This window comes from Enterococcus sp. FZMF, from assembly GCF_030263915.1.
Lineage (GTDB): Bacteria > Bacillota > Bacilli > Lactobacillales > Enterococcaceae > Enterococcus_D > Enterococcus_D casseliflavus.
This window is the reverse complement of record NZ_CP127160.1, coordinates 3125001-3136934: the sequence shown is the minus strand read 5'-3', so window position 1 is coordinate 3136934 and position 11934 is coordinate 3125001. Positions and strand designations below refer to the sequence as shown.

Here is an 11934-nt window from a genome sequence, read left to right as displayed (position 1 = left end):
TCAGGTGGCAAAAGAATCAAATAAAAAAATAGAACTATTGCAGACCGATTATGCGAAAGAGCAATTTGCCAAGTTTGAAAAAGAGCGGCGGCAAGTCGTGTTTCGCCGACGTCGGCTGGTGGCGTTTTTCGTGGCGGCATTAGCGATATTTGCGATCGTAGGGATTCAGATGTTCAACGATCAAATGCGCCTGCAAAAGCTAAAGGAATATAAGGCGGAAACAGTCGCCGAACAAAAAGAGGCAGAACAAAAGGTGGCTTCACTGGAGCGAGACGTTGCCTTGCTGCAAGACGATGAGTATGTGGCAAAATTGGCCCGCAGCCGATTCTTCTACTCAAAAGATGGCGAAAAAATCTATCCAGTCTTGCCAGACGGGACGGATTCTCAAAACACCAATGAGCGTTCTTCGCAAAGCGGACAAGAATCATCATCCACAGAGTCACAAGATTAAGCAATGTCATACCTACTCAGCGCAGTAGTTTGAATTATTTTAAATGGGTAAAAATTAGGAGGAACATTTTTTATATGTCAATCGAAGTTGGAGCGAAACTAAAGGGCAAAGTGTCTGGTATTACAAATTTTGGTGCGTTCATTGATCTTGGTGAAGGGAAAACTGGTTTGGTGCATATCAGTGAAGTATCAAACGGATTCGTCAAAGACATTCACGACGTGTTGTCTGTTGGGGATGAAGTGACAGTACTTGTTACGGCAATCGGCAACGATGGAAAAATCGGCCTATCGATCCGCAAAGCAGAAGATAAACCGGAAGAAAAACGTGAATACCCGAAAAAAGAATTCAATCGACCAAATCCGAAAAAATCTTTTTCACGCAATCAAAATACGAATGTAAATAAACAAGACTTCGATTCATTGATGAGTTCTTTTCTAAAAGATAGTGATGATCGTCTTTCGTCATTACGTCGAAATACAGAAGGAAAACGCGGTGGCCGCGGCGGACGCCGTAACTAAACATGAATAGCAAGTTGGAAAAAGCTGGAACAAAACTGTTGGTTCGTTTTGTTTCAGCTTTCTTTCTTGTGGGATTACCAAATGAGAAGGAGGTCAAACGATGGTCATTCAAACCGTTCGAGGGCAACTCACTGCCATCGATCCTGAAAAAAAACGCCGCTTTTTGCTGGCGGTATCGACGGGCGTCGATTCGATGGTCTTGTTGCAGATCTTTTGTCAGTTGTTTCCTGAAATGCAAAAAGAGCCATGTTTTGGTGTGGCACATGTGAACCATCAATTGCGTCCAGCATCTGCCAAGGAAGCGGCTTTTTTACGGCAGTACTGCCAAGAATGCGGCATTCCTTTTTATGAACGGTGTTGGGAAAACCCGCCAGAAACCGGCGTAGAAGCTAGCGCTCGAAACTTTCGCTATACATTTTTTGCCGACGTCATGTCTCAAGAAGGCTATGATGTTTTGCTGACTGCTCACCACAGTGATGACCAAGTAGAAACGATGTTGATGAAGATGATGCGAGAAGGTCGCTTGCGATCGGCTGGCGGGATGAAACAGCAGCAGCCTTTTCACACAGGGATCTTGTTGCGTCCACTGCTTACTGTCAGCAAGGCAGCGATTTACGAGTATGCGCAAGCACAGCAGATTCCCTACTTTGAAGACGAAAGCAATCACGAATCGCTGTATTTGCGAAACCGACTACGCCAGCAAGTAGTGCCAGCCTTAAAAGCGGAAAATCTGCAGCTGCTGCCGCATTTTCAACAGCTTTCTGAAGAAGTACAGTTCGCCAATCAGCTGATCCAACAAGAGCAGCAGCAATGGTTGTCTGCGTTCGTTCAACAGCAAGCTGCTCGCTTAGTGATCGATCTGCAGCAGCTGCCGACGTTTTCGCCAGCGCAACGCTATTTTTTCTATGCGGGTTTTTTACAGCAAGCAGAGGCTTTTACGAAACAGCCCCTCAATCAAAAACAGCTGCCGCAGGTATTGCGTCTGCTAGATGAAAAGAAAGGGCAATGGCAATTGGCGTTGCACAAACAGTGGCAGCTGCGGCGCAGTTATGACCAATTGTTATTGGAACCTGTTACTGTTCCCCAAAAGCCTGCAGCGCCGTTGACAGAAGTTAGTCAGCGACTGGTTTTAGGGGAGGGGATCTATCTTTCTGAAAAGGAATGGATTGGGTATTTTCCGATAAATGAACAGCATATTCCCAAAAAAATCACAAATTGGTCAGAGTTTTCCCAAGATTTACCGCTAAACTATTCCTCTGAGCTGGTGGTGCGTAAGCGCCAGCCGGGAGACCGAATCCGCTTGGCGCGTGGTCTGACCAAAAAGATCAGTCGTTTTTTTATCGATTCAAAAATTCCTAATGAAGTGCGAGAAAAAAGTTGGGTCGTCACAAACCTTGAAAAAGAGGTGATTGCCTTACTACCTCATACATTTTCCTATTTGAGTATTGCGCCAGAAACTGATAAAATACACTACATACTTCTTTATAAATATCAGAAGTAAGAGTTGGAAGGAGAACTTTATGCTAGATAAAGATATTGAGAAAATTTTGATTTCCCGTGACGAAATCAAAAATCGTTGTGTGGAACTTGGTCAAGAATTAACGGCGGCTTATGCGGATAAAAATCCTCTAGTCGTAGGTGTGCTGAAAGGTGCCGTTCCTTTCATGGCAGACATCGTTCGTGAGATGGATTGTTACTTGGAGTTAGACTTCATGGATGTCTCAAGTTATGGCAATGCCATGATTTCATCTGGGGAAGTCAAGATCATCAAAGATTTAGATACAAATGTTGAGGGCCGTGATCTCTTGATCGTTGAAGACATCATTGACAGCGGTCGCACATTGGCTTATCTGGTGGATCTATTCAAATACCGTAAAGCGAAATCAGTGAAAATCGTAACGTTATTAGATAAGCCAGAAGGTCGTGTCGTTGAGATCGATGCAGATTATGTCGGCTTCGATGTGCCAAATGAGTTTGTTGTTGGATATGGACTGGACTATGCAGAGCAATATCGAAACTTACCTTACGTTGGCGTCTTAAAACCTAGTGTTTATCAGTCAAATTAGTGACTGTTCTAAATCAATTGTGATACAATTAAATGGTCAGGATTGATAAAACAAAATAGCCAGGGAGGTACGCATGAATAAGAAAAATAACGGTATGGTAAAAAATACCTTATATTATGTACTTGTCTTGTTGGCGATGGTCATGGTCGTATATTTCATTTTTGGAAATGGCAATCAGCAGACCCCAACGATCGAGTACTCCACGTTTACAGAGCAACTGAAAGACGGGAAGATCAAACAGTTTACTGTTCAACCCGCTAACGGTGTGTATCGAATCGTGGGTGAATACAATGAAGAACAAACCGTCAGCAATGACAACAGCTTGTCTGTTTTAGGTAATACACAGGCGAGTTCGACCCGCTTTTCAACGATCATTTTACCGAATGATTCCACACTAAGCGAAGTCACCAGTTTGGCCTCGGCAGAAGGGGTCAAAACCACGATCGAAGAAGAATCCAACAGCGGCATTTGGTTATCGCTTTTGGTTAGCTTCTTACCACTTGTGATCATCATTTTCTTCTTCTACATGATGATGAGCCAACAAGGTGGCGGCGGTGGCGGTGGCGGCCGTGTGATGAACTTTGGCAAATCAAAAGCCAAAGAAGCGGATAAAAAAGCCAACCGCGTGCGTTTTTCAGACGTAGCCGGTGCAGAAGAAGAAAAACAAGAGCTTGTCGAAGTCGTGGAATTCTTGAAAGATCCTCGACGCTTCGTTGAATTAGGTGCTCGTATCCCAGCAGGTGTCTTACTTGAGGGGCCTCCAGGAACCGGGAAAACGTTACTAGCCAAAGCCGTTGCTGGTGAAGCTGGCGTACCGTTTTACTCGATCTCTGGTTCAGATTTCGTTGAAATGTTTGTCGGTGTCGGTGCAAGCCGGGTGCGTGACTTATTTGAAACAGCGAAGAAAAATGCACCAGCCATCATCTTTATCGATGAAATCGATGCAGTCGGTCGCCAACGTGGTGCCGGTATGGGTGGCGGACATGATGAGCGGGAACAAACATTGAACCAGTTGTTGGTTGAAATGGATGGTTTTGATGGGAATGAAGGCGTGATCGTCATTGCCGCAACGAACCGTTCGGATGTTTTAGATCCAGCGTTGCTACGTCCAGGTCGTTTTGACCGTCAGATTTTGGTTGGTCGTCCAGACGTGAAAGGTCGTGAAGCGATCCTCCGTGTCCATGCCCGCAACAAACCTTTATCAGATGATGTTGATTTGAAAGTCGTTGCCCAACAAACACCAGGCTTTGCCGGTGCGGATCTGGAAAACGTCTTGAATGAAGCGGCATTAGTTGCTGCTCGTCGTAACAAGAAAAAAATCGATGCTTCAGATATCGATGAAGCAGAAGACCGCGTGATCGCTGGTCCAGCGAAGAAAGATCGGGTCATCAACAAACGCGAACGTGAAATGGTTGCTTACCATGAAGCAGGACATACCATTGTTGGGTTAGTCTTGAGTCGTGCCCGTGTGGTACACAAAGTAACGATCATTCCTCGGGGACGTGCGGGTGGTTACATGATCGCCTTGCCGAAAGAAGATCAATTCTTGATGACCAAAGAAGATATGTTTGAACAAATCGTTGGGTTGCTTGGTGGTCGTACGGCTGAAGAAATCATCTTCGGTGTACAATCAACGGGTGCTTCCAATGACTTTGAACAAGCAACTGCGCTTGCAAGAAGCATGGTGACAGAATATGGAATGAGTGACAAGTTAGGTCCAGTTCAATATGAAGGAAACCATCAAGTCTTTGTTGGTCGTGATTATGGTCAAACAAAAGCTTACTCTGAACAAGTTGCCTTTGAAATCGATCAAGAAGTTCGCAAGATTTTAATGGATGCTCATCAAAAAGCCCATGAAATCATTGAAGAACACCGTGCACAGCACAAATTGATCGCTGAAAAACTGCTTGAACATGAAACATTAGATGCCAAAGCAATCAAATCCTTGTTTGAAGAAGGCAAGATGCCTGAAGGAACCGAAAGCTCTGAGTATCCTAGTGAAAAAGCTCAAACGTTTGAAGAAGCGAAACGTGCGCTGGAAGAAAAAGATGCAGAGAAGCAAGCTGCAGAAAAACACAGCGAAGATGCACCATCAAACGATTTTGATCAACAATTGGAAGACGTTCGCCGCAATAGCGAAAGCCAACCGACTGATCAAGAAAACAAAGATGATAACGCCTAAAACAAGACGTATCAAGGCACCGAGGAAACTCGGTGCCTTTTTGTTTCTATTTAAGAAGACTTTCCTTAAATTCAAACACATTCAGTTGAAAAAAGCGGCGCTTCCTAGTATGATTCATTAATGAATAAAAAGGAGAATCAAGATGAAGGATTATTTAGTAAAAGCACTAGCATATGACGGCTTCGTCCGAGCATATGCAGTATCGGCAACAGAAACGATCGCCGAAGCACAACGACGCCATGAAACATGGAATACGGCATCCGCTGCTTTAGGGCGAGCGATGGTGGGAAGTTTGTTATTAGGCAGTACCTTAAAAGGGGAAGACAAATTGACCGTCAAAATTCAAGGAAATGGTCCTGCTGGGGCAATCGTCGTAGACAGCAATGGCCGTGGGGACGTAAAAGGATACATAAAAAATCCGCAGATCAGTCTGCCGTTGAACCCTCAAGGGAAATTGGACGTTCGGGGCGCAGTGGGTGACCAAGGGATCTTTACCGTGATCAAAGACTTAGGGCTAAAAGAACCCTTCTCTGGACAAACACCGATCGTCTCTGGGGAGCTTGGGGAAGACTTTACTTATTATTTAGCAGTGTCAGAACAGATTCCTTCTGCTGTTGGTCTGAGTGTATTAGTAGAAACCGATGATTCGATTCGGGCAGCCGGTGGCTTTATGCTGCAGATCATGCCTGGTGCCAGTGAAGAGATCATTGATGCCATCGAAAAACGTTTGGGAGAATTGCCTCGAGTATCAACCTTGATCGATGAAGGACAATCACCAGAGGAGATCTTAGCGACATTGTTGCCAGACACGACGATCGAAGTACTAGAAAAAATGCCCGTCCAGTTCCATTGTGATTGCACGAAAGAAAAATTTGCGACGGCGATCATTACCTTGGGGGCTGATGAGATCCAAGCGATGATCGATGAAGACCACGGGGCAGAGGCAGTCTGCTCGTTTTGTGGCAACAAGTATCATTTTGATGAAACGGAATTGGCGGCATTGAAGAAAGAGGCGGAAGCGTAAGTGAAAGATAGACAAACATGGCAGATCGGGTCGGTTGAGATTCCCAACCGCGTCGTCGTTGCGCCAATGGCAGGGATCACCAATTCTGCGTTTCGTGTGACAGTCAAAGAATTTGGCGCGGGTTTAGTCGTCTGTGAGATGATCAGTGATCGAGGGATTCAACTGCGGAACAAGAAGACCCTTGAGATGCTATTTATTGACGAGACCGAGCATCCTCTTAGTATTCAGATTTTTGGTGGGAATAAAGCATCTTTGGTAGAAGCAGCGCAATTTGTCGCAGAGAACACAACTGCCGATATCATTGATATCAACATGGGGTGTCCTGTAAACAAAATTATCAAAGCAGAAGCTGGTGCGAAGTGGCTTTTAGATCCCGACAAGGTTTATGAAATGGTCCATGCTGTTTCCAGTGCGATCGACAAGCCCGTTACCGTAAAAATGCGGATCGGCTGGGATGAGCAGCACGTCTTTGCGGTTGAAAATGCCCAAGCCGCAGAAGCAGCGGGTGCCGCAGCGATCGGTATGCATGGCAGAACCCGTGTACAGATGTATGAAGGATCGGCAGATTGGGACGTGTTGAAACAAGTGAAGCAAAGTATCACGATTCCCTTTATGGGCAACGGTGATGTCAAAACCCCTGAAGATGCCAAGCGAATGTTGGAAGAAGTCGGTGCAGATGCAGTGATGATCGGACGGGCAGCGTTAGGCAATCCATGGATGATCCACCGCACCAAGCAATACTTGGAGACAGGCGAGTTATTGCCAGAACCAACACCCCGAGAAAAAATTTCGACAGCGAAACTTCATTTAGAACGTTTGGCTGATCTAAAAGGGGAAAAAATCGCTTCGCGAGAATTTCGTCAACATGCTGCGTACTACTTAAAAGGTATTTCGCGGGCAGCCAAAGTTAAAGCGGCAATTAACCAAGCGGAAGATAAGCAGACGATTTTTGATTTATTAGATGCATTTGTGGAAAAGGTCGAAAAACAGCCGCTAGCAACTCTTAAGGAATAAGAAACAAATCAAGTCGATTCGAAAGTTCGGCTTGATTTTTTGCGTCATCATTGGCATTATAAGAAGGAAACCCAAGTTAAGAATGGAGGAAAACTCGTGACAGAGGAACGACAAACACAAGAAGAATTGAATGATCAAATGTTGGTTCGCCGTGAAAAGATGGAAAAACTACGGGAAGAAGGCATTGATCCTTTTGGCAAGCGATTCGAACGCACCCATAATTCTGCCGAGTTACATGAGTTATTTGATCAAAGAACCAAAGAAGAATTAGCCGAAATGAATCTTTCAGCAAGCATTGCAGGAAGAATCGTTACAAAACGTGGAAAAGGTAAGGCTGGTTTTGCGCATTTACAAGACCGCGAAGGCCGTATTCAAATATATGTACGTAAAGACCAAGTAGGGGATGAACCTTACGAAGTATTCAAACACGCAGACTTAGGTGATTTCTTCGGCGTATCTGGTGAAATCATGAAGACCGATACCGGTGAAGTGACCATCAAAGCCAAAGAAATCGTGATCTTATCAAAAGCATTGCGTCCATTGCCTGACAAATACCATGGCTTGACGAACGTAGAACAACGCTACCGTCAACGTTACTTGGATTTGATCAGTAATAAAGAAAGCTTTGATCGTTTCATGAAACGAAGCCAAATCATCAGCGAAATTCGTCGTTACCTTGACGGTCATGGGTATATCGAAGTCGAAACGCCAGTATTGCATAATCAAGCAGGTGGTGCAGCGGCTCGTCCCTTCATTACCCACCACAATGCCTTAGACATGGATCTGTATTTACGGATCGCTCTTGAGCTTCACTTAAAACGATTGATCGTGGGCGGCATGGAAAAAGTCTATGAGATCGGCCGCGTTTTCCGAAATGAAGGGATCGATACGACCCATAATCCTGAGTTTACAATGCTAGAAGCGTATACGGCATATACAGATTTCAAAGATGTGATGGATCTGACCGAAGGCATTATCCGTAATGCTGCTGAAAAAGTCTTGCATACAGCAACGATCCAATACGATGGACAAGAAGTCGATCTAGCTAGCGACTTTGCACGAATCCATATGGTCGATGCAATCAAAAATCAAACAGGTGTTGATTTCTGGCAACCAATGTCCGTTGAAGAAGCCCGCAGCTTAGCGAAAGAACATCATGTTGAAATCACTGATGCCATGACTGTTGGCCATATCATCAATGAATTCTTTGAGACATTTGTTGAAGAAACGTTACAGCAGCCAACCTTTGTCTTCGGTCATCCAGTGGAAGTTTCGCCATTAGCGAAAAAGAATCCAGAAGATGAACGCTTTACCGACCGCTTTGAATTATTTATCGTTGGTCGTGAATTTGCGAATGCCTTCACGGAACTAAATGATCCAATCGATCAAAGAGAACGTTTTGAAGGGCAAGAAAAAGAGCGCGAAGCAGGAAATGATGAAGCCCATGGGGTGGATGAAGATTTCTTAGAAGCACTTGAATACGGTATGCCGCCAACTGGTGGATTAGGGATCGGGATCGATCGCTTAGTGATGCTGTTGACAGATGCGCAATCGATTCGCGACGTTTTATTATTCCCAACAATGAGATAAAAAAACTCCGTCCACTCGCAAGAGATGGGCGGCTTTTTTTCTTGTCTGCTGGATCAGGGTGAAAAACAGCGAGGAATTAGAGGGGAAAACGCCACGAAAGTTGCCAGAAAACGGATTAAATGCGAACGATAAAAGCTGGATCCAATGCGATTAGACGGGTTTGTAAAAATTAAAAAAAGCCATAGAAAATGATTGACCACAAGGGATTTAGTTGGTATATTATTACATGTGCCAAATGACTAATTGAATTCCTAAAAAGAATTGAAAAAAGTAGTTGACGCACAGCTCGACAGATGATATTATAACGAAGTCGCAATTTTAAAACAGTTAATTGATGTTGATACATCAACAAAATTAATTAAAAAAAGTTGTTGACAAATAACGAATCATTTGTTATTCTAATTAAGTCGCTGAGACAGCCGCTACGAAGTTGAAAAACAACGAGCGAAAAAAACTTTTAAAAAAAGAGTTGACAATCAAATGTCGCTCTGATATGATATAAAAGTTGCTAACACAGCACGGTAGACCTTTGAAAACTGAACAAAGCAAGCAAACGAACCAATGTGTAGGACGTTTCAATTTATTGAAACAAATACATGCAAGCAATAGCTAGCAAAGTTAATTTTTATGAGCTTAATGACCGTATGGTCATTCAAACAAATCATTATGAGAGTTTGATCCTGGCTCAGGACGAACGCTGGCGGCGTGCCTAATACATGCAAGTCGAACGCTTTTTCTTTCACCGGAGCTTGCTCCACCGAAAGAAAAAGAGTGGCGAACGGGTGAGTAACACGTGGGTAACCTGCCCATCAGAAGGGGATAACACTTGGAAACAGGTGCTAATACCGTATAACACTATTTTCCGCATGGAAGAAAGTTGAAAGGCGCTTTTGCGTCACTGATGGATGGACCCGCGGTGCATTAGCTAGTTGGTGAGGTAACGGCTCACCAAGGCAACGATGCATAGCCGACCTGAGAGGGTGATCGGCCACACTGGGACTGAGACACGGCCCAGACTCCTACGGGAGGCAGCAGTAGGGAATCTTCGGCAATGGACGAAAGTCTGACCGAGCAACGCCGCGTGAGTGAAGAAGGTTTTCGGATCGTAAAACTCTGTTGTTAGAGAAGAACAAGGATGAGAGTAAAATGTTCATCCCTTGACGGTATCTAACCAGAAAGCCACGGCTAACTACGTGCCAGCAGCCGCGGTAATACGTAGGTGGCAAGCGTTGTCCGGATTTATTGGGCGTAAAGCGAGCGCAGGCGGTTTCTTAAGTCTGATGTGAAAGCCCCCGGCTCAACCGGGGAGGGTCATTGGAAACTGGGAGACTTGAGTGCAGAAGAGGAGAGTGGAATTCCATGTGTAGCGGTGAAATGCGTAGATATATGGAGGAACACCAGTGGCGAAGGCGGCTCTCTGGTCTGTAACTGACGCTGAGGCTCGAAAGCGTGGGGAGCGAACAGGATTAGATACCCTGGTAGTCCACGCCGTAAACGATGAGTGCTAAGTGTTGGAGGGTTTCCGCCCTTCAGTGCTGCAGCAAACGCATTAAGCACTCCGCCTGGGGAGTACGACCGCAAGGTTGAAACTCAAAGGAATTGACGGGGGCCCGCACAAGCGGTGGAGCATGTGGTTTAATTCGAAGCAACGCGAAGAACCTTACCAGGTCTTGACATCCTTTGACCACTCTAGAGATAGAGCTTCCCCTTCGGGGGCAAAGTGACAGGTGGTGCATGGTTGTCGTCAGCTCGTGTCGTGAGATGTTGGGTTAAGTCCCGCAACGAGCGCAACCCTTATTGTTAGTTGCCATCATTTAGTTGGGCACTCTAGCGAGACTGCCGGTGACAAACCGGAGGAAGGTGGGGATGACGTCAAATCATCATGCCCCTTATGACCTGGGCTACACACGTGCTACAATGGGAAGTACAACGAGTTGCGAAGTCGCGAGGCTAAGCTAATCTCTTAAAGCTTCTCTCAGTTCGGATTGTAGGCTGCAACTCGCCTACATGAAGCCGGAATCGCTAGTAATCGCGGATCAGCACGCCGCGGTGAATACGTTCCCGGGCCTTGTACACACCGCCCGTCACACCACGAGAGTTTGTAACACCCGAAGTCGGTGAGGTAACCTTTTTGGAGCCAGCCGCCTAAGGTGGGATAGATGATTGGGGTGAAGTCGTAACAAGGTAGCCGTATCGGAAGGTGCGGCTGGATCACCTCCTTTCTAAGGAATATTTCGGAAGACTACACATCGTTTGCCTTTGTTCAGTTTTGAGAGGTCTACTCTCAAGTAAATACCCGGGGCCTTAGCTCAGCTGGGAGAGCGCCTGCTTTGCACGCAGGAGGTCAGCGGTTCGATCCCGCTAGGCTCCATTAACGACAATGGTCGTTAAGCTTTGTTCATTGAAAACTGGATATCGAAGAAATAATCAAAACAAGTAACACACACCGAGTTGAAATGTTAAAAGAGTTTTTTAATAAGTTCAACGCTTATTTTCTTGAGCAACCTTCTATCGCTAGAAGAAGTACTCAAAACCGACCGTAAGGTCAAAGGTTAAGTGAATAAGGGCGCACGGTGGATGCCTTGGCACTAGGAGCCGATGAAGGACGGGACTAACACCGATATGCTTTGGGGAGCTGTAAGTAAGCTATGATCCAGAGATTTCCGAATGGGGGAACCCAGCATCTTTTATAGGATGTTACGTCTGCGTGAATACATAGCGCAGTCGAGGTAGACGCAGAGAACTGAAACATCTAAGTACCTGCAGGAAGAGAAAGAAAATTCGATTCCCTGAGTAGCGGCGAGCGAAACGGGAAAAGCCCAAACCAACAAGCTTGCTTGTTGGGGTTGTAGGACTCCGATATGGTAGTCTATTCAGATAGTCGAAATACTTGGAAAAGTATGTCAAAGAGGGTAAAAACCCCGTAGGCGAAATTTGGATAACACCTAGGAGGATCCTGAGTACGGCGGAACACGAGGAATTCCGTCGGAATCCGGGAGGACCATCTCCCAAGGCTAAATACTCCCTAGTGACCGATAGTGAACCAGTACCGTGAGGGAAAGGTGAAAAGCACCCCGGAAGGGGAGTGA

8 protein-coding genes, 1 tRNA gene and 2 rRNA genes (1 of these 11 cut by a window edge) are annotated in these 11934 nt (G+C 45.4%); all 11 read left to right on the top strand.

The window, feature by feature from the left end; translation table 11 throughout:
- The first annotated feature begins 4 nt into the window (after positions 1-4).
- Positions 5-451: an FtsB family cell division protein gene (locus QN079_RS15360; RefSeq protein ID WP_005230746.1), complete on the top strand. Its 447-nt coding sequence runs from the start codon at positions 5-7 to the stop codon at positions 449-451.
- A gap of 74 nt (positions 452-525) precedes the next feature.
- Entirely contained in the window at positions 526-969 is a 444-nt protein-coding gene (locus tag QN079_RS15355) for a S1 domain-containing RNA-binding protein (RefSeq protein ID WP_010748998.1), read from the top strand.
- 100 nt (positions 970-1069) lie between these two features.
- Positions 1070-2470, top strand: coding sequence for a tRNA lysidine(34) synthetase TilS (gene tilS / locus QN079_RS15350; RefSeq protein ID WP_289230059.1), 1401 nt, complete (start codon positions 1070-1072; stop codon positions 2468-2470).
- A 19-nt stretch (positions 2471-2489) separates the two neighbouring features.
- Entirely contained in the window at positions 2490-3035 is a 546-nt protein-coding gene (gene hpt / locus QN079_RS15345; protein ID WP_005230750.1) for a hypoxanthine phosphoribosyltransferase, read from the top strand.
- 73 nt (positions 3036-3108) lie between these two features.
- Positions 3109-5217 carry an ATP-dependent zinc metalloprotease FtsH gene (ftsH, locus tag QN079_RS15340; protein WP_010749000.1) on the top strand — a complete coding sequence of 703 codons (2109 nt, stop codon included), beginning with the start codon at positions 3109-3111 and terminating at the stop codon, positions 5215-5217.
- A 142-nt stretch (positions 5218-5359) separates the two neighbouring features.
- On the top strand, positions 5360-6241 hold the full coding sequence (gene hslO / locus QN079_RS15335) for an Hsp33 family molecular chaperone HslO (protein WP_005230756.1): 882 nt from the start codon (positions 5360-5362) through the stop codon (positions 6239-6241).
- Complete coding sequence (gene dusB / locus QN079_RS15330) at positions 6242-7255, top strand: tRNA dihydrouridine synthase DusB (protein WP_289230058.1); 1014 nt, start codon at positions 6242-6244, stop codon at positions 7253-7255. It begins immediately after the preceding gene.
- Between the two features lie 96 nt (positions 7256-7351).
- Positions 7352-8845, top strand: coding sequence for a lysine--tRNA ligase (gene lysS / locus QN079_RS15325; protein WP_005230758.1), 1494 nt, complete (start codon positions 7352-7354; stop codon positions 8843-8845).
- 662 nt (positions 8846-9507) lie between these two features.
- Positions 9508-11067 (top strand): 16S ribosomal RNA (locus QN079_RS15320).
- 76 nt (positions 11068-11143) lie between these two features.
- Positions 11144-11216 (top strand) — tRNA-Ala (locus QN079_RS15315).
- 179 nt (positions 11217-11395) lie between these two features.
- Positions 11396-11934 (top strand): 23S ribosomal RNA (locus QN079_RS15310) (it continues 2376 nt past the right edge of the window).
- Together the 16S and 23S rRNA genes with 1 tRNA gene alongside form the textbook arrangement of a ribosomal RNA operon.